The following is a 26,886-nucleotide window of genomic DNA, read 5'->3' as shown; positions in this document are numbered from 1 at the left end:
AAGGCCATTTACGACAAAGCTAAATGACAACACGACAAGCAGCACTCAGTTAAGAGGCTTTATCAATTTTTAACTTTGGGGCGGGCTCTACTTCTTCCTCGCTATTTTCAGTGAAGATCTCAGCAACAGCGCTTCGTTCTAGTTCGCCTTTCAGATTGCCTTCTTCGTCGACAACAGGAAGAGAGTAATCACAAGACATGGTGTCAGGTAGAACTTCTTCAATAACGGCATCAGGCAACACCGCTGGAACTTCTTCGTAGATCTCTTCACTGAAGTCATGCACTGAGGAATCTTCAACCGCATCTTGAAGACTTTCTTGGGTGACTAAGCCTTGATAGCCGTCATCGGTCACGTGATAAGCGTAATCGTTTTTCAGTATCTTCATTTGAGCCAGAGCACCTTCAATGGTTTCAGAAGTAATGCGGTAAAGAGGAGGCTGCATAACCGTTTCAACCGTTAGAGCGCGTGCTCGGTTTACGTCTTTTACGAACGCTTCTACATAATCATCTGCTGGATTAAGTAAAATCTCGTGTGGCGTACCTTGTTGGACTAATTCACCATCTTTCAAAATCGCGATTCTGTCACCTAAACGCAGTGCCTCGTCGAGATCGTGGGTAATGAAGATAATGGTTTTATGAAGCTTCTCTTGTAGTTCGATCAGTTGATCTTGCATTTCGCTACGAATCAAAGGGTCAAGTGCCGAGAAGGCTTCATCCATGAGTAGAATTTCAGCGTTGGTACATAAAGCTCGTGATAAACCAACACGTTGTTGCTGACCGCCAGAAAGTTGAGCTGGGTACTGATTACCGTAACCTTTCAAGCCAACGGTTTCGAGCCACTCATTAGCCTTGGCTAAACGGTCTTCTTTCTTGATTCCTTGGACTTCTAATCCATATGCAACATTTTCAACCACAGTACGGTGAGGCATTAAACCAAAGCGTTGGAAAACCATCGACATTTTGTGACGACGAAACTCTTCAAGCTCTTTCGTGTTGAGGCTCATTACATCAATACCTTCAACCGTGATTCTACCTTGAGTCGGGTCAATTAGGCGGTTGAAGTGTCGGATTAATGTAGACTTACCAGAACCAGAAAGGCCCATGATAACGAAGATCTCACCGCGGTTTATCTCGAGGTTAATCTCTTTCAACCCGACGGTATGCCCAGTATCTGCCAATATATCGTCTTTGTGTTCACCGTTTGTCACACGGTTCATAACAGACATCGGCTTTGGTCCAAACACTTTGTAAAGACCACTAATTTCAATCAATGGTTTAGTCATGCTTTAACCCTCCTAGGTGCGCATTAGTTCTACGCGCATAAGCCTGTGAAGCTCGGTCAAATAGAATCGCGAGGGCAACGATTGCAAAGCCGTTCATCAAGCCTAATGTGAAGTATTGGTTGGTGATCGATTTTAGTACTGGTTGGCCTAAGCCTTTAACACCAATCATCGACGCGATAACCACCATAGAGAGAGCCATCATGATAGTTTGGTTGATACCCGCCATAATCGTTGGCATTGCTAAAGGCAGTTGAACACCCCACAAGCGTTGTTTCTTGCTCGCACCAAACGCCGTTGCTGCTTCTAACACTTCTTTGTCAACCAAACGAATACCTAAGTTGGTTAGACGAATTACAGGTGGAATTGCATAGATAACTACGGCGATCAGGCCTGGGATCTTACCAATGCCTAAAAGCATCACCACTGGAATCAAATAAACAAACGCAGGCATGGTTTGCATGATGTCGAGTAGCGGCGTAACGATAGATTGCACGCGATTAGAACGCGCCATTGCAATACCTATAGGGATTCCGAGAAATATTGAAACTAGGGTACACACGGTAATGATACTGAGTGTACGCATGGTATCTTCCCACATGCCAAAGTAACCAATGAGAAGCAATGAAACCACACAACCTAATGCCAGTTTCCAAGAGCGGCTCGCGGCATACACCAAGCTGGTGCACACGCCAAGAACGATAATCCACGGAGTGGAAATGAGGAGTTTTTCAAACCAAACAAGGAAAGAAAGAAGAGGGTCAAATAATGATTCAATCATTTCGCCGTATTCACGGGAAAATTCGCGGTAAGCGCCATCTAGCGCCTTTTTAATTGCTCGCAAATCAGAGCGTTCCATTTCAGGAAAGCTTGATAACCAATTGCTGTCAGCCATTTTATATCCTTATAGTTCGGTGTCTTTAAATTCGTATTAAGTCGCTGTTGAATAACGGGCGAGATAAACGGTTTCAGCCGCGATAACGCTTAACATTATCGTGACTGAAACTTAAGACTCCGAATATTGAATAACATCAAGTATAGCGACGTTATTTATTCCTATTATTTTCATATGTTTAGCAAGAGCGATTACAGCTTTGCTTCTACTTTTTTTGCAACTTCTTGAGATACCCATGGGTGCCATATCTCTGGGAACTCACTCAAGAAATGGATACTCGCTTCTTCACCATCCGCTTGGTTGTCTTCCATCCAAGCAAGCAGTGAGTTCATTTTGTCGTTAGTGAAACCACGCTTAGTAAAGTAGTCATAAGCCTCTGGAGCTCTTGATGCGAAGTCTTCAGTAGTGACAGTGTGAACTGGTGAAGGCGGGTACATGGTTGCTTTAGGGGAGTCACAGTCTTCCTTAGTGGTACAGTTCAAAAACTCCTGTTCATTGACGCCACTACCAAAGTCAACTTTGACCATATCGTATTTGCCTAATACCGCGGTTGGTGCCCAGTAATAACCAAACCAAGCTTCTTCACGTTCATAAGCTTTCGCGATAGATCCAGATAAGCCGGCACTCGAGCCTGGATCCACAATGGTGAAACCACTCTCTTCTAGGTCAAGAGCTTCAAACAAGTTACCGGCACTGATTTGACAGTTCCAACCTGCTGGACAGCTATAAAATGCAGATGTATCTGGGTCTTCTGGGTGTTTAAACAAGCTAGCGTTTTTGCGGACGCCTTCAATGGTTGCCATTTCTGGGTATTGCTTAACCAAATAAGCGGGAACCCAAAAACCTTCTTCACCACCGTTGACGAGGGCTTTACCTGCGTAGCGGAGACGCTTCTCTTGGACACCCTTATCGAGCGCGTCTTTGAGGCTGTTACTCCATAGTTCTGGTGCAACATCCGGTTGGCCTTTTTCAATCATCGACGTGCCCGTTGGCATTGTGTCACCAGGGATGAGTTCGGCATCACAACCATAACCGTGTTCTAGGATGAATTGGTCAATGTTGGCGATTAAAGTTGCAGAGTTCCAGTTCATATCTGCGATTGTTACGCTGCCACATTCACCAGCGTTAGCATGACCACTGGCTGCTGCAACTAACAAAAATACGGAGCTTAACTTGTATTTCATATTGAGTTTCCTTTCTCTTTAATAATACAACCAAGCTAATCAAGTTCTGTTGACTAACTAAATTGCTCGATGGTGATCCTTTCCGTGTATTTAAACCATTTGAGCAGAAGGAGGGATGGAGGGAATATAAATAAACCAACAAAGCATAACTTGCTTGATTTATCCATTGTGTTTCACAGCCATCGGATAACTTTGTCAAACTATTACAAATTCGTCAAAAACCACCTCTATATATAATCTTAGGGAATATTCTTATGAATTCCACCTTTGACTCAATCTACAATGTGCTTTATTAGACTGAGTCACATAACGTGATTATTTTGTGTGCTACTTGTTTTGAAAAGTCACTAAACCCTACAATTTACATGTAAAATGCATTGAATAGTAATGAACGTCATTGCCCGAACCTTGCCTGCTTAATGAAAGAGGCTCTAGTCAGGTATGTGGCTGGAGTAAGCAGAGGAGTGAAAGAAGAGATTGGGGGAGTGAGCAATAAGCCGCAGCGTACAGCCTAATTAAAACCTCGCTCTCTTCGTTTCTCGATAGCATTCATGGATTCTTTAGCAAGAACTACTAGCTCATCGACTTTAGAAAACGCTAACTCAGATTGTTGCTCAGAACACAGTTTTTCGACTTTCCTCGCTAACACAGATAAGCGACGGTTCCCAAGTGCGAGCGAGGAACTGCCCAAGGTGTGAGTTTCAAACTCTAGGTTAGATAGGTCTTGTTCCACAACAGCTTTTTGAATCAGTTTTATGCGGCTTTCAGACTCTACAATATAGTGCTCGATCAACATTGGCATCACTTCGGCACAGGTATCTTCAACCATTTGTTCAAGAATTTGCTCATCAACCAGATCAGATTCTTGAATTTCCGTTAGCGGCTGATTGGCTATTTGATTTTTGTGACCGTCCAGAGCCTCAGAACCCTCTGTTGCATATGGTTCGTCAGCAGTACCGCTTGCCTGAATATCTGAAGTTGTAGGCTCGCCGTTTTGAGATACCTTCACTGTATCAGGTTTGCACTCAATAGCATGTTCGTGTTTGGTAACAAGGTGGAGGTGCAACATGTCAGCGATCTGTGACATTCTCATTGGTTTTGCAAGGTAGTCATCCATGCCTTGATTTAAAAACTGCTCTCTATCTCCTGAGAGTGCATGTGCAGTCAGCGCGACGATTGGCACTGACGCCTTTTGATTGTTGGGTAAGTTTCTGATTTCAGAACATGCTTGTAGGCCATCTTTTTCTGGCATAGAGATATCCATAAAGATGAAGTCATAATCATTATTTTTTACCATATCGACAGCTTGGTTCCCATCGTTCGCGATATCAATGATCATCCCTGCGTTTTTAAACATATTAATGATAACGAGTTGATTTGCTTTATTATCTTCAGCTACTAGGATACGGCTGGCTAAAATTTTAGGGTTTAACGTCACCGACGAAGAACTAGAACGACGTTCTTCAGCTGAGTTTGATGCTTTTTCCAAAATTACCGAAAAGGTAAAGGTACTACCGACACCTTCCTCGCTACTTGCATATATGTTGCCATCCATCAGTTTCGCTAGGTGTTTACAAATGGCGAGGCCTAGCCCAGAACCGTCACGACGTCTTGAATATCCTTGGTCCACCATGGTGAACTCTTCAAATAAATAGCTCATTGCGTTGGATTCAATACCGATCCCAGAGTCGGCGACTTGGCATGTAATCTCTACCTTATTATCTGCGGTTTCATTAGTCTCAACGTTGACGATAACACTACCTTCGGAAGTAAACTTGATCGCATTACCTATCAAATTCAATAAGATTTGTTGAAAGCGGTGAACGTCGCCAACCACCATCACGGGTAGGTCAGGTTGATAAGGAGTAACAAGCTGGATATTTTTCGCGTTGGCACTCGGCTCAAAGCTATCAATGGTGCTGTGGATACACTCTTGGAGAGAAAAGGTTTTTTGTTCAAGAATGAGCGTATTGGCTTCCATACGAGAGAAGTCCAATATGTCATTAATGATAGATAAAAGTAGTTCTCCCGATGTTGAAGCTGTATTGACTAAGTGGCTTTGATCTTTTGTCAATTTGGTCTCTTTTAATAACGATAAAATGCCAAGAACACCGTTCATAGGGGTTCGAATCTCATGAGACATAGAGGCCAAAAATCGACTTTTAGATTCAGAAGCTTGCTCAGCTTGTTCTCTGGCTTGTTTGATATCCGTGTAGTTTTTAGACAAAGAGGTAGACATATCATTAAATGCGTTAACTACATCACCCAGTTCATCGTCACTTTTTATTTTCAGTTGAAAACCTGGCCCGTGCGTTCTCACTTTTTTTACAGCAAACGAAAGCTGATACAAATGTTTCGTCAGGTAAGTACCTAAAATAAAGGAGCAGATGGCAACAAGAATGACCTCTATCAAGGCGATTGAACTGATGGTTTTCTTAGCATCTGTAAGCATCGAATTGATTGAAGAAGTTGTAAACCCAATTGAAATTGAGCCGTACTTTAGTCCATCACTTTCAATTGGGTAGTACGTATCGAATATGCCATCATTGACGTTGGATAAGTTCGTATCGACCTGAATTTCTTTACTGAAATAGTCTGGATCCCCAGCGCTACTCAGCAATACTTCATTACGCTCCACTTTGACATAGACGATATCTTCGATCGTCATTATCTCCTTTACAATGTCGTCTAATGTTGCGATATCAGTGGATAACACTGCGTCTTTGGTTGCGCGGGCAAACAGTTGAGAAGTTGCCTGCGCGCGTTTGATAAGTTGCTGTTCATTAGAATCCGACAGAAATGACATTGCACTTATGACAAGTGCCATAAGCATCACTATCTCTATCGAAGCTATTCCAATGATTGTTTTTGTTCTAAAAGTCATCAGCGTATCCTTACCGTGGTGCTTTACCCAAACCTACCGCAACTATTGATCCTTGTTTACGGTCATGGGCATGGTGTCTTTCTGTTTAATGTTTAATGCACGAACATCATCCCAGTCGACATTAACTGCTATTTCAAAAGCTTTAATTCTTAGTGGCGAAAGTAACGTTTTTCCTTCTTCGTTCTGGGCTAATTGAACAAAAGAGGCTTGGACTTTCTGTACTATCTCTGAGTCGACTCTCGGGTGGTTAGCGATAGCATGAGGTGTAAAACCTTTGGAGGTATAGATAGGAGTTAGCTGGTCTCTAACTTCCGGGGCTAATGCGTTGAAGGTTCGGATGATACCGCCTCCAGATGGATAAAAACCCTTGGCCACAGAAAGGTATACAGAATCATGTGAAGAGACATAGTTAGGTTCAAAATGAACGTTTCTTTGTTTCAGGCCAGCTTGAGTTAGTAACGTTGCCGCAAACGCTGCAGGTGCGGGAAAGGCAAGGGTGGTGTTGTCTAACTGTTCCAAGCTTGTAATACCGCTATCTTTACGCACTACCATGATACCTTTTAGGCGTTTGTCTTTGGCTTTTGCCATCGCACTATAGCCAACGCTGTTATTGAAAGTAACGAAGTGGAAAGGGTTCATATACGCAAAATCGTAGTCACCATTAGCAAGACGTTGCTCAAACATAGGGATATCTTTAGCGGTTTCAAAGATGATTGTGTGACCCGTTTCTTGACTTATTCTCGCGAGTATTGGGGTCCATTGCTGCGCGAGTCTACTTGCAGATTGCTGAGGAACAATACCAAATGTGAAGGTCTCTGCATAAGTTAATGTCGGTAGCAAAGCCAATGTTAGCAACGTTAGATTTTTCATAGATTCCCTTCCTTATCTTAGAGACATCGTAATTTTGTAGTGAAACTTATAGAGGTAAATTGAGAAACTCATTTCTAGATATCGAACTTTTAATCTTCTCTTGTAGTGAACGAGGAAGGAGCTTCAGTTTATTTACTTGTCGTATCAATTCGTTAGCGAAACTTGGAGTGTGTTTCATATTCATCACACATCCAAGAAGCAAGATATTTTGTGCATCAAGTAGCTTTTTTGCTTGAGTTAAGTTGTGCGTTGAAGTTTCTCCATACGCGACAACAAGTAACGTGCAATCACAAGCACTTGCTACAGATTGGGCGGGTATATTGCCTTTGTTAATATTCAGCAGAGGCGAGGTGTCGACAACCACTCTTTCGTATGTTTCTAACCATTGGCTTACCACTTTAGTCAGCGTTTCTGGGTCTTTGTAAGCCAGTTGAGTTGAAGTAACTTGAGGAGCTGGAACCCCCATGAAAAGGCGTTGAGACTCAACATGTTCAATGAGTCTTCCTTGTTGCTTTTCTTCCAACATATGTAAATCTTTGAATGCCGGATTAAATAAATTGAGGTCTACATACAGGGTAGAATGACCAGCTAACATAAAGCGTTCCGCTAGAGCCGTTGCAATAGATGTTACACCGTCACCAGAATCGCACGCCGTAATACACAAAGAGCGCTTGTTATTAAGTTCGGAGGTTAAGTAGAGTTGCTCTACTTCTGCTTGAATTGCTGAAATAGTCATCACAAAGCTCCTATTAAGACGATCATTGTTGTTAGACGTAATATGTCTTCTAAACCTACACGAGCTTTTTCCATAAAGCTCTCACGGCGATCTGGGATGTAGATAGTGTCACCAGCGCGCAGTACTGGTAGGTTGTAAATGTTGGCCGTTTTACTGAACTCGACCAAATCAAATGTGCGCGCCTGCCCCTGGCAGCAAGACATGTTCACAATGGTGATTTTCTCTACGTAAGCGTTATCAGTAGGGCCCGCCGCCTCTGCCAAGACATCTAAGATGGTCATGTTGTCGTTAAACACATAACGACCCGGGTTATTGATAGCCCCAAGCACTCGAACGGTTTCTTCTTTGGGTGTATCTAACCAGTTTTTACCTTTCTCGGGGATATAAATGGTGTCACCCGTTGTTACGTTTGGCAGTAATGATTCATCACCCGTTTCAAAATACAATGATAGGTTTAGTTTGCTTACTTGAGAGTAGGTTTTGTCACGGTGTGTAACACGAACATTGTGTATGTCGGCGTCTTTAGTTGGGCCATCAGCCGCTGACAGTATATCTAAGAAATGCATGTCTTTAGTGAAGCGGTAACGACCGGGAGCATTCACCTGTCCGAAAATATAGATTGATGCGTCTGAGCTTTGACGAACCCATTGTGATTTGTTGTCTGAAGGATCTTGTGGCAAATCGTGAACACGGACGATAGAGCCAGCTCGAATGTATGGAAGTTGATCGCGTGGCGCGCCATTTCGGATGAAGTCATCAAGATTAAACACTATCATCTTTCTACCTGTCACAACTTCAATTTTTGACGTGTCAGCACGTAATGTAGGGCCGCCAACGTGAGCCAGTAACCCCATGAAGTTCATTTCATCTGACCATTCAATACGTCCAGGTCGGTTGACTTCACCGATGACATTGACCGCTCTGTCTGGTGTAATCTTCAACCAAGACTTCTCGTTCATGTCTGTTTTCTCTGGAACGAAAATAGCGTCACCGGCTTTAATGCTCGGTGGGTTAGAGTTAGGTAGGCCTTCTGTGTAAGCCGCTAAATCGAATTTAATCACTCTGCCATCCGCTTTGATCACCCGTATTTGGCGTGATTCTGCAAATCGAGTAGGACCGCCAGCATTTGCAAGGATATCCATGAAGGTCGCGCCTTTTTTGCCTTCAAAAGCACCGGGAGCAGCAACTTCACCCATCACGTAAACCATATTGGCACCAGACTTAATCTCTTCTTCTTGTTTCGGTACAAAAATGGTTGAGCCGGGACGAAGAGCAGGCAACAAGCTTTCATCACCAGAGTCTAGGTAGCGCTTAAGGTTGAATAGAGTAGGTGTGTTGTTAGAGATGACACGGATTTGCTCTACGCTGGCATAGCGAGTCACACCGCCCGATCGCATCAGCACATCAACGAGATCAGTGTCTTCTTTGTACGTGAATGAACCCGGCGCGTTTACTTCACCAAACACCTTAATGGCATTGCGAGAGTCAGCACTGTCACCAGAGTTAGCAAGCTTAGCTGGGTCAAACTCTTGTTCAATATTACCAACAAGCGGAGATGCGGGAACGAACAGAGAATCAAGCGATTGCAGTGTCGGTAGGTTGGCTTCATCCCCAGAGTCTAGAAAACGTTTGTAGTTGAACTCTTTTTTGTCAGATCCACGTTTTAGGATCAGTTTGTCTAACTGTGCACCTGAACGTAAACCGCCCGCCGCGTACAGGGCCATTTGAACACTTGAGCCTAGCGCTAACGTGTATTCGCCCGGTTTTTTCACATAACCTTGTACCGAGATGATGATTTGTTGTTCTTTAACGTACACGGATGCGTTTGACAGATCTTTGTAAGCTGAAGCTAAAGACTCCAAAACGACTTTGTTTAGTTGTTCATTGTTGTAACCCGCCACGAATACTGCACCGACTTCAGGAAGGGTAATTCGTCCGCGTTTATCCACTTGGAAGCCAGTATTTAGAGTGCTTTCACCAGGAACGTTAACTTGGATGAGGTCACCAACTTGTACTGCATCAGAAAACTCATCATTCGCTTGAACGAAACTCGCGAAGCACAATGAGAATGTGATGAATAAAGTGATTAGCGATTTCATTGTGCACCTCCCATCTTCGCTGCATTCTCAGGCGAAATAACTTCAATGCTCACTCGACGGTTGGTCAGCAGGGTTCCGTCAGATTCACCCTCAAAAAGTGGTACCGTTTCACCGACAGATACTGCTTTAATTCTTTGTGGGCTTAGGCCAAAGATAGTGAGATAGCGTTCAACTTGTTTTGCTCGTCCTAGCGCTAGTTTATCGTTGTACTCTTCAGAACCTGTCGCATCTGCGTGTCCTGTAACAATAAGATCTAAAGATTTGTTTTCTTTCAAAATGCTAGACGCTTCAGCCAACTTACCCATGTATTTAGGGTTCACTTCGATAGAGTCTGTCGCGAATTGGTTGTCAACATTGAGCAGTTCGTACAGTTGTTGAATCACGGATAACTGCATGCGGAATTGGTTTTCGTTTTTAGGTGGTTCACAGCGCGCTTGAGAAGTCACGTAGTCGAGTTGAACCTCAAGTTCGTTAAGACGTTTTCTCTGGATAACAAGGTCGTTGGCTGCATCTAACAGAAGACCACCTTGGAGTTCTCGGGCGATTCGGTTTTGTTTTTGAATTGCTTGAACAACAGCAGCAGGGAAGCACCAACGTGCACCTTCTTGAATTAAGGCATCTAAATGCAGTTTTGCCAATTGCCAATCAAAACGTAGTCCATGTTCAGGACCAAGAGGCTCGTCGGGCATGACCGGAGAGAAGTCAGAATTCTGATAATTGAGCGAATCAAAGCTTTCTGCCAAACCGCCAGTGCCTTGTTCTGGGTAACTTGTGCAACCCAGAACTAGGACAGACAGAGAAAGGGCTATGTAGTTTTTAAGTTTTTTCATGCCAACGTCCTTTGTTTTTTCTTTTTATTATTATTTTTAGTTACTTCTAGCTTAGTGGATCCTCATGAATTGGTAGGATTTTTTGAGTTCACAGGGATAGCGTGGCCAATACGTAGAAGCTTCATAATTTCTAAAGGCTGGCCAGATACATTTTCTAAGCGCATGTTTCGTTCGCGCTCAGTTAATCGCTTAAACATGTAGACAATTGCACCCACGCCTGATGAATCAAGAAACTGAACTTCACTGAAATCAACTTCAATTTCTGGGTGGCCGTCGTTAGAAATCACATCGTCAATATCGGTCTGTACGTCGCGGCTACCTGCTGCGTCTAAATCACCAAAAATCGAAAGAGTCAGTGTCGTTGTGTTTAAGTCAATTTTGCGTAATTCCATAGTCTTATCTCCTTTAATGTATGAGTTTACGATTGCACTGAATGTGCCAACTTTTATGTTCTTTATTTTCAATAAGTTAGAAAAGAGGGCTGTATGAATGTCATATTGAGAAGCAAGACTTCTCAATATGAGAACGAATAATGAGTGAATTTGTGAGAGCCACTAGATATTAATTTGGTGAATGAAATCGAGGTTTAAATAATGTTGGCGTTTGGGTCGCATCGTTTATTTAATTCCTGATATCAACTTTGTTGAACACATAGGATGAAAGGAGTAACAAATACGGAGTGAACAATGAGGTTAACCAAACTAGCCATAGCAACGTTGTGGGCATGTGCTCTGCCTACACAATCATCTTATTTACCACCCGAGCGATTGGTGCTAGCCAATACCTATCAACAAGGGATCGATGTCTCTCAATATTGGAAAAGCGAAAAACTGGATGGCATTAGAGCGTTGTGGGATGGAGAACATCTATATACGCGCAACGGTAATCGAATTTATGTCCCTAACTGGTTTGTCGAAACTGCCTAAAGTTCACTTAGAAGGCGAGTTATGGGCAGGGCGAGGTAACTTTCATATTGTTCAATCAACCGTGTTGGACCATACGCCCAGCGATACGGCCTGGAGGAAAATCGACTTCATGCTTTTTGATATGCCAGGTGCTGCCGGAGATTATCAAAAACGTTATTACAACATTCTGCATTGGGCGAGTGTCATTGATGAAAAGCATATTGGGTACATCGAACATTTCCCTATACCAAGTGAAGAGTTGTTATTCCAACAGTTGGACAACATCGATGAAGGGAATGGTGAAGGTATTATGCTTCGTAAGATCACCAGCCGTTATCAAGCAGGAAGAAGCAATGATTTGCTCAAACTCAAGAGACATCATGACGCTGAAGCGACCGTTATCGGTTACAAGGGAGGAACTGGGAAGTACAAGGGAATGATGGGCTCGATATTGGTGCACACTGAAGAGGGCGTTGAATTTTATATTGGGAGTGGATTTAGCGATAAGATGAGGTTGGCACCACCAGAAATCGGCAGTCGAATTACCTTTCGCTATAACGGCTTTACGCAAAACGGAAAGCCCAAGTTTGCACGCTTTGTTCGAGAAAAGAGTGGGTATTAAAAATTAAGACATTAACTTGTATTCAAACTAGAGCGCTTGAAGTTAACAGGAAACAAAAAGAGCCCTGATCATTCAGAGCTCTTGGGGTTAATATTAGGTTAGCTGTTAGCTTCAAATTATTAACGAATTAACGAATTAACGAGAACTAAACTCTAGCTGAACATCGTCATCTTGTTTGTGCATCCAGTGTAGGCGCATACCCAACATAATGGCTGCTGACGTAAGACCAATGATGAAACCAATCCAGAAACCATGTGCACCCATAGGTTCAACTATCCAATCTTTCATCCCTAAGACGTAACCGATAGGAAGGCCAAGTAACCAGTAGGCAACGAAGGTAATGTTGAAGATAGAACGCATGTCTTTGTATCCGCGCAAAGCACCCGCCGCAATCACCTGAATTGCATCCGTACATTGATATACCGCAGCGAACAACAACAGCTGCATGGCAACGGTAATAACCGCCGTATTTTCAGTGTAAAGCAGCGAGACTTGCTCTCTAAACAAAACGGTTAGCGCGGCTGTCATAAACGCAGTCACCAATCCAACAATAATGCCTACATGTGTCGCTATTCTTGCGCCTTCAGTGTTGCTTTGACCCAATTTATGGCCAACACGAATACTCACCGCAGCACCAATGCTCATTGGAATCATGAACACTAGTGAAGAAAAGTTAATCGCGACTTGGTGCGCGGCAACAATCAGGGAACCCAACGGCGCCACCAATAAAGACACGACTGCAAATAGCGTAACTTCAAAAAAGATTGCAGCGGCAACAGGGAAACCAAGTCTGAACAAACGGATTTGAGCTTTTAACTGTGGTTTATGGAACGTGCCAAAGATATTAATTTTCGCTAAGCGCTTCGATGTTAAAACATAAGCAAACAATAAAGCGAACATCACCCAATATACGATTGCCGTCGCTACGCCACAACCCACGCCACCAAGAGCAGGCGCCCCCAGTTTTCCGTATACAAACATCCAGTTCAGCGGAATGTTTAATAGTAAGCCGATAAAACCGATTACCATTGCAGGCTTGGTTAAAGACATACCATCAGTAAAACTTCTTAAAGTTTGGAACAGTAAAAATGCAGGAACAGCAAACATCACGGCATTCATATAGCCGATTGTTTTTTCTGCCATGAGCTGTTCAATATCCATCCATTCAAGTATCAGCTGCGTTTGAAAGAGCACACCAATGATTGGAAGGGAGATGACGAGTGCCAAAAACGCGCCTTGTTGAATCTCAAATGGAATCTTTACTTGGCGACCCGAACCATTCAGTTGTGCCACAACAGGAACAAGCGCCATTAATAGGCCCACACCAAATAGAATGGATGGTAACCAAATACTTGCTGCGATTGAAACCGCCGCCATATCGATAGCACTTACGCCACCGGCCATAACGGTATCAACAAAACCCATTCCGGTTTGTGCAACTGATGCGATCAAAACCGGGGTCGCAAGTTTGATTAAATTAGAGGCTTCTTCTTTGTAACGATGCACAAACAACTCCAAATAAGAGAGAAAATTAGAATAATAGCGTAGGAATAGACATTCTGAAGGAATCAGAGACACTGATCTTGAGCTTCCACTGGACGAATCATAAAGAAATGTCACAATAACTGCTATGAAAAACTGTTACTAAAATGCTAAATAGGAATCTTATGTTTACAGGTATCGTTCAAGGCATGGCTACACTGGTTGCTATCAACAAAAAAGAGTTGTTTCAAACTCATACCATTGAGTTAAACGATGAGATGGCTGAAGGATTAGCGATTGGTGCTTCAGTCGCTCATAACGGTTGTTGCCTAACCGTTACTGAAATCTCAGGTAACCAAATCTCATTTGATCTCATGCAAGCAACACTAAGACTAACCAACTTAGGCCAACTCAATGTTGGTGACCAAGTAAACGTCGAGCGCGCCGCTAAGTTTGGTGACGAGATTGGTGGTCACAGTATGTCTGGGCACATCGCACTTATGGCTAAGTTAGTCGAAGTGATTAAGACGGAAAACAACCGTACACTTTGGTTCGAACTGCCAGAAGCATCGATGAAATATGTACTGAGTAAAGGCTACATTGGCGTCGATGGTTGTTCATTGACGATCGGAGAAGTGGAAGACAATCGCTTCTCTGTACATCTAATCCCAGAGACACTGAATCGCACTCTGTTTGGTGACCGTGAAGTAGGGGATGATGTGAACATCGAATTCGACCCTCAAACACAAGCTATCGTTGATACCGTAGAACGCGTACTCGCAAATCAGAGATAACCTGAACGACAAGGTTTATGGTTTGAGTAATTAAAATATCGTTTAAGTGATAAAAAGAGCACATCAGGTGCTCTTTTTTGATCGTGGCTGAATCGAAAAATGATTTGTCAGAAAACTTGTTCATCATCTGCATCAATCGAGAGGTTAATTCTGTCTCTCACTTCATCTACCTGCATGTCGAGGTGGATGGCATTGCAACACGCGGGACAATCGTCGTAGAAGTCTTGGCTACCATTGGAAGCGTCGAGCGTTATGCTGATCGCGTGCCCACAATGAGGGCAGGAGACATGTTTCTCGGTGTATTTATGCATGGCGAATTCTCCTCATTGTAACTTTTATCAATTTCAGTAGCTTTCTCAATCGTCGTAGCTTATATCGAACCTGATCACTTGTATTAATCGTGATAGCTTCTATCGCTCTTGGTCAACCGCTGTAATTAGTATTAAAAGGCCTGAATCTTCTGAATACACGCTTCGGTTTGTGCTAAATACTCGCCGCCAAATTGATTGCAGTGATTAAGAAGATGGTACAAGTTGTAAATGTCTTTTCGATCAGTATAGCCAACGTCGAGCGGCATGACGCTTTGATAGCCATCATAAAACTCTTCAGGGAAGCCTTCGAACAATTCGGTTAACGCCAAATCGCACTCATGATCACCCCAATAGCAAGCTGGGTCGTAACAAATTGGGCCAAATGCGGAATTGGCAACATTCCCTTTCCAAAGATCACCGTGAAGTAATGAAGGACGAGGGTTGTGGCCTGCAAGCCGCATATTTACCATATCGACGATATCGTCGATGTCCCCAAACTCGATGCCTTTTTCTTTCAGAAGTTGCAGTTGAAAACCGATACGCTGTTCTGAGAAAAAACGGCCCCATTTTTTATGCCACGGATTGGGCTGAAGGGTACTGCCGATATAGTTATCTTGATCGCAACCAAACTCTTTTTGCTCACCCCATCTGTGGAGTTGTGCTAGTTGAACGCCAAAGTCATAGCTATTATTGCCGGTTTCTAAAGGCTTAGTCGGTAGGTAATTGAGGATAATGAACGAGCACTCTTTGGTTTTACCAATAAGCACAAGCTCTGGGACATAGACGGTGGAGGTATTTCTTAATAGACGTAGGTTCTCAGCTTCAATTTCAAATTTTGGGAGAAATTCCCGCTGATTCACTTTTACAAAGTAACGTTCATTACCATCACTGATCATATAGCAATCGTTAATGTCACCACCAGGCACCTTAGTACGTTCAGTAATCTGAAAGTTAAATAAAAGGGTGTCTGAAAGCTGTTGAGAAATGGCCTGCCACATAGGAAATCCTCACAGAACTGTTAGTTTAAAATACTAAATACAATTAGTTTAATAGCAATAGTTTAGGATAAATCTGAGCAATTTATAGACGTTCTGGTCAATGTTCTTAGCTCTTATTCATATCAATATGCATCAATTACAGGATTTGTGAACTCGGACTGTCTCAATGCCTTTGATATAACAAAAGAAATTATACTTTGTTAGGTAGCCAGCAGTTTGGAACTGGCATCACATCTGCATCTGATAAGATACTTGTTAAGTGGAAAAGAAGGGACGGATTGGTATCGTCTACACGTTACCTTATTTGGTTCTAATAAGATGGTTAGCATTCGTCAGACATTAAGTAGAACGTCAGCATGGCATTGAATCACGTTCTTGTTGGTCTTTTCACCATGCTTCATTCGATGGTTTGTTTAATGCTTGAGAGATTGATTTAAATTTGAGCTCAAATGCTAACAAGGATCATTTAAATGCGACTTTTAATAATAAAATGATGACAAATGACCTAATTTACATAGTATTAGCCAAGTACGTATTAATCTACTCTTGAGCTTAAAACGGAGATTTATTGTGGTTGTAGAAACCGATGGCTACTTAGCTTTAATCGAGCACCTATCATTCAACCTGGATGTATTCACCAAAGGTACTGGTGATACTGGCACTGAAAGTGTCGAAGATATCGTAACAGACATGATTTCAAGCAACATCATGGCCATTTTTGAGCAAAACCCAGAATTGCATGCCAGCGTTCGTTTTCAATTGTTGAAAGAGGCCGATGCTGTTGTGGCTGATTTAGGTGAAGTTTTGGCAGGTGTTTGGTCTAAGAAAGCGACGAACGAACAGATTGTTTTTCTTGATGAATACATAGCGTTAGTGAAAAACTTGTTTGACACTGCAGTTGCTAAATACGACTAAGATCGATTGCCGCTGACGTTAAATCAATGCAATTAAAGTCAGATAAACTTCAAACTATATACGTCTAAAGTGCCAGAATTTTGAAGCCCAGTAGGGGTTATCAAGCCTTGAGATAATCACGCCTTTAGACGTAGACGCATGTAGGAACTGTTTGTTTCCCAGATAAACGCCTACATGTCGAACCTTTGGTGAGGTTTTGAAAAAAACCAGATCACCACTTATCGCTTGCTCATATGCGATTTCTTTTCCTTGTTGACTCTGATCTTTTGTCGTCCTTGGCAGTGCTTGCTGAGTCGCATTTTGTACTGCAATTTGAACAAATGCAGAGCAATCAACACCTCTAAATGACGTGCCACCAAAGTGATAAGGCACACCTTTCCACTGGTCATACACACTCATATAGGCATTAACAGTCAATTGTTCTGATTTTGATAAGGGTTTCTGTGCGACTTGACTGAAGTGAGGGGGCGGTGGTGTTGAGCTACATGCAGCTAATGTTGCGAAAGTTATTGTAACTGCAAGCATTTTCCTGAATTTCATATGTAACTCTTCTGAAAAAAAAATGAAATAAAAACGTCATCAAGGACTTCTAGTATACGAACTAACTTAAGGATATCTCTTTTCGTAGTCAAACTGGATTTCACATGCCCGACACAAATTTATCAATAAAACCCTCGCGTTATACATTCTCGCTCATCCAAACCGTTAGTGCTGTCTTTATTTCCATTCTTTTACTTGTCAGCTTTTTATCAATGGTCAGCATAAGAGGTGTTGAGCGAGTCGGCGGATATTTTGATACGTTATCGGAACAGGCTTTACCGCTTGCACTGCACAACGCGGAATTAACTCAGAGCGTATTAGAACAAGTCAAACTTCTTACTTACAGCACCCAATCAACCGACTTAAATACGCTAAATGCAACACGAGGATCTATTGATCAACTCGCTTCCGAGAGTAACACGACGCTAGAGGAACTCCTTTTTATCTCCCAATCTTTTCCTGATGCGATCTCTCTAGAACAACAACAAAATCTTATCGATGATATGGCTCAACTACAAGCCATGACCAACACGGTTCTACTAGCCCAGATTGAGATTCAAAATAAGCAAAACCTGATCGACAGTAAGATGGGTGAGTTCCGTTACGGTGTTGGTTCGATCGGACCCGAAATGAACCGTATCAGTTCATTTTTGGTGGAAGATAATCCTGAAGCCAGTGATGCAGCGAATCGTTTCACTTCAAGTGCGTTAGCAATGGCAAATACCTTCTTGATGTTGATGATGCAATCTGACATCGAGAAAGCAGAAGACGAATATCGCCAATTAAGAAACCGAATTGCGGGTCTTAACTTGGCTTACAGCGACTTTGCAGATTGGCACCCAGACATTGCTGAATTCGCAAGCCTAACCGCACCTTATGAAATGGTAAAACAGGGCTTCACCGAACAAGGCGTTATCAAGCAATTGCTATTGAAATTAGAGTTAGTTCAACAACAAGAACAAGATCTCGCTGAAGTGATTTCTTTAGCGAACACCGTCATCAACACACTGAACCAATTATCTTCTACCGCCTCTCAGTTGATTGATAAGAGCGAGCTAGTCGTTAACCAGACCATTACCAATATTGACCGAGTGTTGTTTATTAGCGGCCTCGTGATCGCCGTAATCATCGTGATTTCTTGGTTAGTGTTACGTCGCTGGGTCAACAAAGGCCTGAAAAATATTACTCAACAGTTAAGTTTGCTTGCAGATCATGATTTTTCAAAGCAAAGCGCATTAGTGGGTCCTTTAGAGTTACAAGTGATTGCATCGAAACTGAATACCGTGGTCGATTCAACAGCAGATTCCGTGCGCTTGGTGACACGTAACTGTGAAACGCTCTACCAAACCGCTGAAGTAAGCCATGACGCCGCCGAACAAACTAATTCTAGCTTGAATGAGCAGAACGAATCGTTGCAGAACATGATTACAACGATTACTGAGCTTGAAGCCTCGATTGGTGAAATTGCACGAATTTCGAATGCATCAAATGACGACGCGTTACTTGCTGAAAACGAATCGGTAACTGGCAGCCAAGTTGTCGGACTCAATCAACAACGCCTGCAAGCTCTGGAACACTCTTTGAGTCTCAACGAAGAATCGATGACCGACCTCGACGAACGCGTTAAACAGATCCGTGAAATGGTCGACGTGATCAGCGGTATTGCAGAAAACACCAACTTGCTGGCATTGAACGCCGCAATCGAAGCAGCGCGAGCAGGTGAACAAGGTCGAGGCTTTGCTGTGGTTGCTGATGAAGTTAGAAAGTTAGCCAGCGGCACTTCTCAACAAACCACTAACATTCGCAATATGATGAATGAATTGGTCGCTGCAGCTGGCCGCTCTCGCTCGGCGGTGACTGAGTCTCGAAGCGAAATGGCCAATGCGATGCAAACCAGTGGTGATGTTAAGCAAGCTTTTGAAAAAATTGAAGTTGCAGTGAGCCAGATTAAAGGGCGAGTCGAGCAAATCATGGTCGCGACAGAACAACAAGCACGTGCCACTGTCGATGTGACGCATTCAATCACCCGGGTATCAGAGCAGGGTGAAGATACCAAATTGCAGTTAGAATCTATGATTGAAAGCTCGGAACAAGTCGCCGAGATCGCAGGGCATCAGCAAGCAATGCTTCACAAGTACCAGTTGCAAGCTGAAAGGTAGCACTGGGAAAAGGGAGTTGTCGACCTAGCATGTAGGAAACGAAATAGAATCAACAGAAAAGGCAGAGTTAAAGACTCTGCCTTTTCTGTTGTTCTTCCCGCAGGCCTAAAAGCGTAACGTTAGCATTCTATTTTTCATTGTATCTAAATGGCTGGGTGATCAGTTTATCCAATCGCTGCTCTTTTCCATCGCGTATTTCTGGAACACCAATACTGACCTTGTCATGGCCAAGCTTGGGTTGAGCGCGATAGGTTTTGAACCAAATGTCCCATACTGATAAGAAGAAACCAAAGTTCGAATGGGTTTCTTTAACAATGACGGAGTGGTGAACACGGTGCATGTCGGGCGTGACAATCACTTTACGTAATTGTTTATCCAGCCACAGAGGCAGTCGACCATTGCTATGGTTGAACATCGCACTCACATTTAACACCACTTCGAATATCACCACAGCTAACGCCGGAACGCCGAGTACAAAAATCAACGCGACTTTAATCAACATCGATAAGATCATCTCAATCGGGTGGAAACGGGTACCAGTTGTCACATCGATATCGAGATCAGCATGATGAACTCTGTGTAGTTTCCAAAGCAGGGGAATTCGATGAAAGACTAAGTGCTGTGTATAAATTGCTAAATCCAACAACACGACACACAAAAATACGGTGATTTCAAAAGGCAATGAGACAGTGTTAAACAGACCCCATTGATTTTGCCCAGCAATAATCGCAGCTTGAAAGGCCGCAACAGGTATTAATGTCGCCATTAAAACGCTGTTAAGAGCCATCAAAGAGAAGTTATTCCCCCAACGAAACCATTTACTCTGGGTCAGCGTTTTTCGAGGGGCTCGATATTCCCACAACGCGCACAACGTGAAAGCGGTGATAAAACAAACAAGGCGTAGTAGTGCTGGGTCCTGCATAAGAATTCCTTCTATCATTATCAAGCCACTGTAAGTACAATCGTGCCACTTTTCTAGTTCTATCTGTCGTTATTGTCCATGAGAATCCACGCTTTCCACCGTTTATACCAACACCGTTTATCCATTGCTACTAAGCCGTTTAATGCACGCGGTTGTAAAGTGGTTCGATGTGAGTATTGCAAAATCAAACAAGACAGCTGTATCTGTGAGCATCAACCAAACATAGATACGAACGTCGCCACCATGTTGATTTTGTCAGATAACGAAATCTTGAAACCAAGCAATACTGGGCGACTCATTGTCGACACGGTTAAGGACAGCTACGCGTACCTTTGGCATCGTACTGAGCCAAATCAAGAGATGTTGGATGTCCTCAAAGATGACAAATACCAACCCGTGATCGTATTCCCTGAAGACTATACCGACGACAAAACGCGCGTGGTTCAAGATCTGCCACAAATGCGTAACCCAAACAAAACGTTATTGCTGATTTTCATTGATGGCAGTTGGCGTGAAGCACGACGTATCTTCCGTCGTTCAGAATATCTACAAGATTTACCTGTATTATCGATTGAGCCTGAATCGGTTTCTCAATACATGATGCGTAAGTCAGACAACGAACAACACCTTTCTACTGCAGAAGTCGCGAGCTTAGTATTAAAGCAAGCGGGCGAACAGCAGGGCGCCAAGACTTTACAGCTATGGTTTGAAGCATTTCGCGAAAGCTACATGCTAAGTAAGACGCGTTATAAGTCAGATCCGACCAAACCTAGCCTGAACGCTTTCATAGAACACAGTAAAAGTGAGACTTCACTCTAACCTTTAACCGCTTTGTGCTGACTTGTTGTTCAAACAGACTCGATCACGAGATAAGTTTGTTATCTATCACGGTTTGTAGGGGGAGTGTTATGGATAATGCTCCTCAGTTGTTTAATTTAAAAAATTTATTTGCCCGAATTTAGGGAAAAATTGGAGAGATTTCATGTATTACGGCTTCGATGTTGGCGGCACAAAAATTGAGTTTGGTGCATTCAATGAGAAACTTGAGCGAGTAGCAACAGAACGTGTTCCAACACCAACAGACGACTATCAACTACTACTTGATACGATTGCTGGTTTAGTTAAAAAATACGACAGCGAATTCTCTTGCGAAGGCAAAATTGGCCTTGGTCTTCCTGGCATGGAAAACGCAGACGATGGCACAATGCTTGTTGTTAACGTACCGGCTTCAACAGGTAAGCCACTACGTAAAGACTTAGAAGCGCTTATTGGTCGTAGTGTAAAAATCGAGAACGATGCGAACTGTTTTGCGCTTTCAGAAGCATGGGATGATGAACTTAAAGATGAACCATCAGTGGCTGGCCTAATTCTAGGCACGGGCTTCGGTGGCGGTTTAGTTTATGAAGGCAAAGTTTTCTCTGGTCGTAACCACGTTGCGGGTGAGCTAGGCCATATGCGTCTTCCTATTGATGCGTGGTTCCACCTTGGAGACAACGCACCGCTATTAGGTTGTGGTTGTGGTAAGAAAGGTTGTTTAGACAGTTACTTATCAGGTCGTGGCTTCGAATTGATTTATGAGCACTACTTCGGTGAGAAGAAGAAAGCGATTGAAATCATCCAAGCATACAACGAAGGTGAAGCAAAAGCGGCGGAGCACGTAGATCGCTTCATGGAGCTATTGGCTATCTGTTTTGCAAACCTGTTTACAGGTCTTGACCCACATGTTGTTGCACTGGGTGGTGGTCTTTCTAACTTCGAACTTATCTACGAAGAAATGCCAAAGCGCATACCTAAGTACCTGCTTTCTGTAGCTAAGTGCCCTAAGATCATCAAAGCGAAACACGGTGATTCAGGCGGCGTTCGTGGTGCTGCATTCCTTAACATTAAGTAATCTCAACTTAATGCTAAGCTAGGTAAAAAGCATAAATAAAAATGCCGCAATCTCGAAAGAGGTTGCGGCATTTTTTATTGTTCGGTGTTTTCGTTGCTAGAAGCTAGAAGCTAGAAGCTAGAAGCTAGAAGCTAGAAGCCAGAGGGCTTACTTCTTCTTTTTACCAACACCAAGGTTGTCTTTTTGCTTCAACGTAAGCTTAGTAAAGCCAAGCTTGCGGAAATAGTTATCTTGGTAGTTACGAACCGCTTTAGTATCAGAAATAAACTCAAGCTGTTGCTCAGTTTTTAGATACTCAGTGATGTCGATACCTTCAGCTGCAGCTACAGCTTCTTGGATCGTGCGGTGTTCTTGTTTCGAAAACAGTAACTCTTTGTCTTCGTCTTTGTAAGTGTACAGAATGGTACGAGCCATGATGCTCTCCAATAGAATTATTACTTTGCGCGCACTCTACATAAAAACAGTACGTGGCTCAAGGTTATGATAAAAAATCTTAAGATTATCGTTCTTCACGCTTATCGCGATTTGAGCTTTCTGTCTTTTAGGGACTAGACAGGTTGTCTTTTACGAAACGAACAGAACAAAAAGCCCCTTAACATCGAAAGCTCGATAGAAGGGGCTTCGTCTATGTTTTTGCAAGGAGCTTCTAAGTCAATTAAAGAACTACTAAGTCAATTTAGGTCTCATTGAACCTTCAATTAAACACGGCCTTGCAGTGGAATGATCGTTACCGTCTCACCAACTTTTACGGTATCAACCGCTGGAGAGATTTCGATTAAGCAGTTCGCTTCGCTCATTGAACGCAGAATACCTGAACCTTGCTTACCCGTTGTTTTCACTTCAAGCACGCCGGATTCGTTCATTGAGAACACTCCGCGGCTGAACTCAGTACGACCTTGACGAGATCGTAATTGCTCAGTCGCTACCGCGTTCGCTTTCACTGGTGTCCAGTTGGTTTGACCTTGTAGCTTACGAATAGCTGGTTCTACAAAGTTAATGAACGACACCATAACGGCTACTGGGTTGCCCGGTAAACCGAAGAAAGGTTTGTCTTCAATTTTGCCGTAAGCAAGAGGGCGACCCGGACGCATGTTGATACGCCAAAAGTTAATCTCACCCAACTTATCTAATGCGAGTTTGATGTAGTCAGCATCACCGACAGACACGCCACCTGAAGTCAGAACCATGTCGGTCTCTAACGACGCAGCATGAAGTACATCCATCATCTTTTGTTCGTCATCTTCAATGATGCCGTAGTCAACGATGTCGCAACCCAGCTTTTGAAGCATGCCGATGATCGTAAAACGGTTCGAGTCGTAGATAGAGTTCGGCTTCTGCTCACTACCCGGCGCTTGAACTTCATCACCAGTAGAGAACACTCCAACTTTCACTTTACGTAGGACAGGGCAAGTACCAAAACCCAGTGACGCCATCATGCCCATTTCTGGCGCTTCGATTCGTGTACCACGAGTAAAGACAGGTTGACCGATTTCTAAATCTTCACCCGCCATACGGACATTTTGTCCTACCGAGATTTTAGCGTCAGGGAAGCTAACTGTGTCGCCTTCTTGAACGGCTTGCTCTCGCATCACAACAACATCAACGCCTTCAGGCATTGGAGCACCTGTCATGATCTTAACGGCTTCACCTTGTTGAACGGTTTTATCGTAGCTGTGACCAGCCATAACTTCCGCAACCAATTGGTAGCTATCCAGTTCTAAATCTTCACTACGGATTGCGTAGCCATCCATCGCAGAGTTGGTGTTTTGAGGCACATTGATTGGCGAGACTACATCTTCAGCTAGTACGCGACCGTAGCCTTTTTCTAACTCAACGGATTCAGTTAGAACCAACGCATCAATACTATCGACGATCTTTTTCTGACCTTGCGTAACGCTTAGACCAGCAGGAGAGAAGGAGTCACAACACACGACAGGTGTATCGTCTTTTGAAGATGAACACGACGCTATTTTGCTTATTGTCGATGAAGGGTCGAATGACTGAGCATATTCGATGATGAAATCACGAATCGCTTCTAAGTCACTGATTGCCATTTGAGGCAGGTCAGATTCAACGTGGCTGTCTGCGGCGATAGCAATAATGTTGTCATCGTTTTGGTACAACCAAGGTTTACCAACTTCATCTCTGTGCAATTCAATTTTAGGGAAAGCAATATTCTTGCACCCTTCAACCAAAATCAGATCAAGCGTATTGGTATCAAAGCGAGTTAGCAGGTAATCAAAATCGGCTTCCGCTTCTGGAGTCTCAGTCATCATCACGTGACGATTACGCGATGCAATCAGCATTTGATTTGCGCCTGCTTTACGAAGGCGATAACTGTCTTTACCTGGCTTATCGACATCGAAATCGTGGTGAGCGTGTTTAAGAACACCCACTTTTAAACCCGCATTAGTCAGCAGAGGCAGCAACGCTTCAAGTACTGTTGTTTTGCCTGTGCCGCTATAAGCAGCAAAGCCCAATAAAGGAAGGTTAGGGCGTTGTTCTGAATCTTTCATTATTGAAGCGTTCCAAATTGGGTGAGTTCTTCTGGCGTATTGAGGTTAACAAAGCAGTTAGGCGCGTCGCTAAAGTCTACGTACTCAGTCACACACTCTTTGTATAACAAGATGATCTTGCGGTCGCCACGCTCTAAAAACGCTTCTAACTTTGGCAGAACACGTTTGTGGAACAGGGTGAATACAGGTTGCTTAAATTCGCCATCGTGAGCCACTAGAATGTCGCTGTCTTCTTTTACCGCTGCACAAAAACGCTCAACAAGGTCGTCACTGATTTGGGGACTGTCGCAAGGAACAAATCCGACCCAATCTGTGTTCGCGTTTTTAAGACCAGCGTGAATCCCACCCAAAGGGCCAGGATAATCAGGGAATGAATCGGAAACAACCGGAGCAAATGCTTGGTAACTGTCGAGGTTACGGTTGGCATTGATGGTAATGCTGACATCTTGTTGTGACAGCTTGTCTATAACGTATTGAATAAGCGGAGAACCGTTGAGCTCAACGAGCCCTTTATCTTTTCCGCCCATACGGCTGGCTTGTCCGCCAGCCAAAATAACCCAACTAGTTTGCGTTGGAAGCAACATAAATATTCTCTTGTGCTTTGTTCTTTTTAATAACTTGAAGAAGCGGTGATTCAGTCAAAGTGTTGTCTTTGATCCACCACTGCTTCTTACATAAATCGGTTAACGCGTTAGTTTGGTGGCTAGTGATGACCAAACTCGCGCCTCTCTGAAGAAGATCTTCGGCCATAATGACCAATCTTTCAATAGATTCTTTGTCTAAAGAAGCACTTGGTTCGTCCATCAGTAAGATTGAAGGCTTGAGAATCCAAGCTCGTGCCATTGCTACGCGTTGACGCTCACCACCAGACAAAACAGAAATGTGCTCGTCTGCTAGGGTTTCTAAACCTACCATCCTCAACGCATTAATTATTTGAGCTCGCTTATCTTTTTGGCTCTCTTTATTAAAGCGAATGCCATAAGCGACATTTTGGTACACCGAGCCATCAAAAAGGTAAGGGGTTTGGTGTAGATAAATGATGTCTTTAAATTTTAGCCTAGGAAACAGGCTGTGTTGCCAGCTTTGTGTCGGGGACTGAATACGGCCAGAGCTCGGCTTGATCAATCCTGACAAGATTTTAAGTAGGGTCGTTTTGCCAACACCGTTATCGCCTTTGAGATAAATAGCATCGTTAGGGCCGATCGACAGTTCTGGGATGTGGAACAAAACACGCTCTTTGTAGCGCATTGAAATTTGCTGCGTTGTTATTTTTATACTCATGACAGCGTTCCTAAGTTCTCAAGTAGCCTTTTCCTCTCACACTGGAAAGGAAAAAGTTAAGGGCTAATGCCAATGCTAATAAAACCATACCAAGTGCCACACCTTGAGCAAATGCGCCTTTGTGACTTTCCATAGCAATAGCCGTTGGGATATTTCGTGTCATTCCCATAATGTTGCCGCCGACCATCATCGAACAACCGACTTCGGTTACGATGCGTGAAAATGCCGCAATGGTCGCTGCCAACAGAGGGAATCGTGTTTCCCAAATTAAAGTACACGCGACTCGAGTGGTAGAGACTCCAAGAGTACGTGCCGTTTCTACTGCTCGGCGATCGCTAGCTTGCAGCGCGCCATGCATCATAGCAACCAAAATAGGGAAACAGATCAGCATCTGACCGAGAATCATCGCCTTCTGGGTGAATAGCAGTTGCCAATCACCGAGTGGGCCAGAACGAGAGAGCATCATGTACATCAACAAGCCAATCACCACGGTCGGTATCGCTTGTAAGGTGTTGATCACCGAAAGCAGCGCCCATTTACCGGGGAATTCGGTGTAAGCCAATAAGAAAGCCATAATGATTGCAGGAACAATCACCAATGAAATGGCGGACAATGAAACGCTGAAGGATACCGCGACGATTTTCCACAGTTCGTGGTCAAAACTCACCAGTAGATTCATTGCATCAAGCGTTGTTTGCCATAGGGTCATGAAGTATCTCGTTTAAAGCGACAATAAGTCTTAAAAAGTAATGCTGATATTTTAGTAATAGCTG

The 26,886-nt window shown here is 43.3% G+C and carries 24 protein-coding genes and 1 pseudogene; 6 read left to right on the top strand and 19 right to left on the bottom strand.

What is annotated here, in order from left to right:
* Positions 1-49 precede the first annotated feature (49 nt).
* From IHV80_RS08070 to IHV80_RS08030, 9 genes are all read right to left on the bottom strand, one after another.
* Entirely contained in the window at positions 50-1,282 is a 1,233-nt protein-coding gene (locus IHV80_RS08070) for a quaternary amine ABC transporter ATP-binding protein (protein ID WP_192888636.1), read from the bottom strand.
* Positions 1,275-2,174 carry an ABC transporter permease gene (locus IHV80_RS08065; RefSeq protein ID WP_122055363.1) on the bottom strand — a complete coding sequence of 300 codons (900 nt, stop codon included), beginning with the start codon at positions 2,172-2,174 and terminating at the stop codon, positions 1,275-1,277. Before IHV80_RS08065 ends, IHV80_RS08070 begins: the two co-directional genes overlap by 8 nt.
* A 191-nt stretch (positions 2,175-2,365) precedes the next feature.
* Positions 2,366-3,358, bottom strand: coding sequence for an ABC transporter substrate-binding protein (locus IHV80_RS08060; RefSeq protein WP_192888635.1), 993 nt, complete (start codon positions 3,356-3,358; stop codon positions 2,366-2,368).
* Between the two features lie 511 nt (positions 3,359-3,869).
* Positions 3,870-6,242, bottom strand: a complete 2,373-nt coding sequence (locus IHV80_RS08055; RefSeq protein ID WP_192888634.1) for a response regulator — start codon at positions 6,240-6,242, stop codon at positions 3,870-3,872.
* Positions 6,243-6,284: 42 nt separating this feature from the next.
* Positions 6,285-7,112: a phosphate/phosphite/phosphonate ABC transporter substrate-binding protein gene (locus tag IHV80_RS08050; protein ID WP_192888633.1), complete on the bottom strand. Its 828-nt coding sequence runs from the start codon at positions 7,110-7,112 to the stop codon at positions 6,285-6,287.
* A 46-nt stretch (positions 7,113-7,158) separates the two neighbouring features.
* The gene (locus IHV80_RS08045; protein WP_192888632.1) at positions 7,159-7,848 is read right to left on the bottom strand and encodes a P-loop NTPase family protein; all 690 of its coding nucleotides are present in this window, start codon (positions 7,846-7,848) and stop codon (positions 7,159-7,161) included.
* Positions 7,848-9,947 (bottom strand): SLBB domain-containing protein, encoded by a 2,100-nt coding sequence (locus tag IHV80_RS08040; protein ID WP_192890693.1) that lies wholly within the window; start codon positions 9,945-9,947, stop codon positions 7,848-7,850. The genes IHV80_RS08045 and IHV80_RS08040 overlap by 1 nt, the downstream gene beginning before the upstream one ends.
* Positions 9,944-10,777 (bottom strand): OmpA family protein, encoded by an 834-nt coding sequence (locus IHV80_RS08035; protein WP_192890692.1) that lies wholly within the window; start codon positions 10,775-10,777, stop codon positions 9,944-9,946. The genes IHV80_RS08040 and IHV80_RS08035 overlap by 4 nt, the downstream gene beginning before the upstream one ends.
* 62 nt (positions 10,778-10,839) lie before the next feature.
* The gene (locus IHV80_RS08030; protein WP_192890691.1) at positions 10,840-11,169 is read right to left on the bottom strand and encodes an STAS domain-containing protein; all 330 of its coding nucleotides are present in this window, start codon (positions 11,167-11,169) and stop codon (positions 10,840-10,842) included.
* Positions 11,170-11,463: 294 nt separating this feature from the next.
* Here IHV80_RS08030 and IHV80_RS08025 point away from each other — a divergent pair.
* A pseudogene (locus IHV80_RS08025) lies at positions 11,464-12,304 on the top strand (DNA ligase).
* A gap of 135 nt (positions 12,305-12,439) precedes the next feature.
* Here IHV80_RS08025 and IHV80_RS08020 read toward each other — a convergent pair.
* Positions 12,440-13,810 carry an MATE family efflux transporter gene (locus tag IHV80_RS08020; RefSeq protein ID WP_192890690.1) on the bottom strand — a complete coding sequence of 457 codons (1,371 nt, stop codon included), beginning with the start codon at positions 13,808-13,810 and terminating at the stop codon, positions 12,440-12,442.
* A gap of 161 nt (positions 13,811-13,971) precedes the next feature.
* Here IHV80_RS08020 and IHV80_RS08015 point away from each other — a divergent pair, with 161 nt between their 5' ends.
* Complete coding sequence (locus tag IHV80_RS08015; RefSeq protein WP_192890689.1) at positions 13,972-14,580, top strand: riboflavin synthase subunit alpha; 609 nt, start codon at positions 13,972-13,974, stop codon at positions 14,578-14,580.
* A gap of 107 nt (positions 14,581-14,687) precedes the next feature.
* Here the strand turns inward: IHV80_RS08015 and IHV80_RS08010 are convergent, their stop codons facing one another.
* Positions 14,688-14,891 (bottom strand): CPXCG motif-containing cysteine-rich protein, encoded by a 204-nt coding sequence (locus tag IHV80_RS08010; protein WP_004733789.1) that lies wholly within the window; start codon positions 14,889-14,891, stop codon positions 14,688-14,690.
* Between the two features lie 131 nt (positions 14,892-15,022).
* Complete coding sequence (locus IHV80_RS08005; protein ID WP_192890688.1) at positions 15,023-15,889, bottom strand: fructosamine kinase family protein; 867 nt, start codon at positions 15,887-15,889, stop codon at positions 15,023-15,025.
* A 570-nt stretch (positions 15,890-16,459) separates the two neighbouring features.
* Between IHV80_RS08005 and IHV80_RS08000 the strand changes: the two genes are divergently transcribed.
* Positions 16,460-16,804 (top strand): DUF3802 family protein, encoded by a 345-nt coding sequence (locus tag IHV80_RS08000; protein ID WP_192890687.1) that lies wholly within the window; start codon positions 16,460-16,462, stop codon positions 16,802-16,804.
* Between the two features lie 54 nt (positions 16,805-16,858).
* Here the strand turns inward: IHV80_RS08000 and IHV80_RS07995 are convergent, their stop codons facing one another.
* Positions 16,859-17,344 (bottom strand): C40 family peptidase, encoded by a 486-nt coding sequence (locus tag IHV80_RS07995; RefSeq protein WP_192890686.1) that lies wholly within the window; start codon positions 17,342-17,344, stop codon positions 16,859-16,861.
* Positions 17,345-17,448: 104 nt separating this feature from the next.
* On the opposite strand from IHV80_RS07995, the gene IHV80_RS07990 reads away from it, so the two are divergent.
* Positions 17,449-19,503 (top strand): methyl-accepting chemotaxis protein, encoded by a 2,055-nt coding sequence (locus IHV80_RS07990; protein WP_192890685.1) that lies wholly within the window; start codon positions 17,449-17,451, stop codon positions 19,501-19,503.
* Between the two features lie 127 nt (positions 19,504-19,630).
* Here the strand turns inward: IHV80_RS07990 and IHV80_RS07985 are convergent, their stop codons facing one another.
* Complete coding sequence (locus tag IHV80_RS07985; protein WP_192890684.1) at positions 19,631-20,425, bottom strand: sterol desaturase family protein; 795 nt, start codon at positions 20,423-20,425, stop codon at positions 19,631-19,633.
* Positions 20,426-20,497: 72 nt separating this feature from the next.
* Here IHV80_RS07985 and IHV80_RS07980 point away from each other — a divergent pair, with 72 nt between their 5' ends.
* A complete protein-coding gene (locus IHV80_RS07980; protein ID WP_192890683.1) occupies positions 20,498-21,244 on the top strand; it encodes a tRNA-uridine aminocarboxypropyltransferase in 747 nt (248 codons plus the stop codon).
* Positions 21,245-21,407: 163 nt separating this feature from the next.
* The gene (nagK, locus tag IHV80_RS07975) at positions 21,408-22,316 is read left to right on the top strand and encodes an N-acetylglucosamine kinase (protein ID WP_017112058.1); all 909 of its coding nucleotides are present in this window, start codon (positions 21,408-21,410) and stop codon (positions 22,314-22,316) included.
* Between the two features lie 147 nt (positions 22,317-22,463).
* On the opposite strand, the gene IHV80_RS07970 is transcribed toward nagK, so the two are convergent.
* The 5 genes from IHV80_RS07970 to IHV80_RS07950 all read right to left on the bottom strand — a co-directional run bounded on the left by IHV80_RS07970 (position 22,464) and on the right by IHV80_RS07950 (position 26,822).
* Positions 22,464-22,730, bottom strand: a complete 267-nt coding sequence (locus tag IHV80_RS07970) for a DUF2960 family protein (RefSeq protein ID WP_004733780.1) — start codon at positions 22,728-22,730, stop codon at positions 22,464-22,466.
* 284 nt (positions 22,731-23,014) lie between these two features.
* Positions 23,015-24,832, bottom strand: coding sequence for a bifunctional molybdopterin-guanine dinucleotide biosynthesis adaptor protein MobB/molybdopterin molybdotransferase MoeA (locus IHV80_RS07965; protein ID WP_192890682.1), 1,818 nt, complete (start codon positions 24,830-24,832; stop codon positions 23,015-23,017).
* Positions 24,832-25,416: a molybdenum cofactor guanylyltransferase MobA gene (gene mobA, locus IHV80_RS07960; RefSeq protein ID WP_192890681.1), complete on the bottom strand. Its 585-nt coding sequence runs from the start codon at positions 25,414-25,416 to the stop codon at positions 24,832-24,834. Before mobA ends, IHV80_RS07965 begins: the two co-directional genes overlap by 1 nt.
* The gene (locus IHV80_RS07955) at positions 25,394-26,113 is read right to left on the bottom strand and encodes an energy-coupling factor ABC transporter ATP-binding protein (RefSeq protein WP_065103429.1); all 720 of its coding nucleotides are present in this window, start codon (positions 26,111-26,113) and stop codon (positions 25,394-25,396) included. The genes mobA and IHV80_RS07955 overlap by 23 nt, the downstream gene beginning before the upstream one ends.
* 10 nt (positions 26,114-26,123) lie before the next feature.
* Positions 26,124-26,822, bottom strand: a complete 699-nt coding sequence (locus IHV80_RS07950) for an ABC transporter permease (protein ID WP_017107083.1) — start codon at positions 26,820-26,822, stop codon at positions 26,124-26,126.
* Positions 26,823-26,886: the final 64 nt, after the last annotated feature.

This window comes from Vibrio bathopelagicus (genome assembly GCF_014879975.1).
GTDB classification, from domain to species: Bacteria; Pseudomonadota; Gammaproteobacteria; order Enterobacterales; family Vibrionaceae; genus Vibrio; species Vibrio bathopelagicus.
Note: the sequence above shows the minus strand (reverse complement) of the source record. Positions and strands in the feature narration are given on the sequence as shown.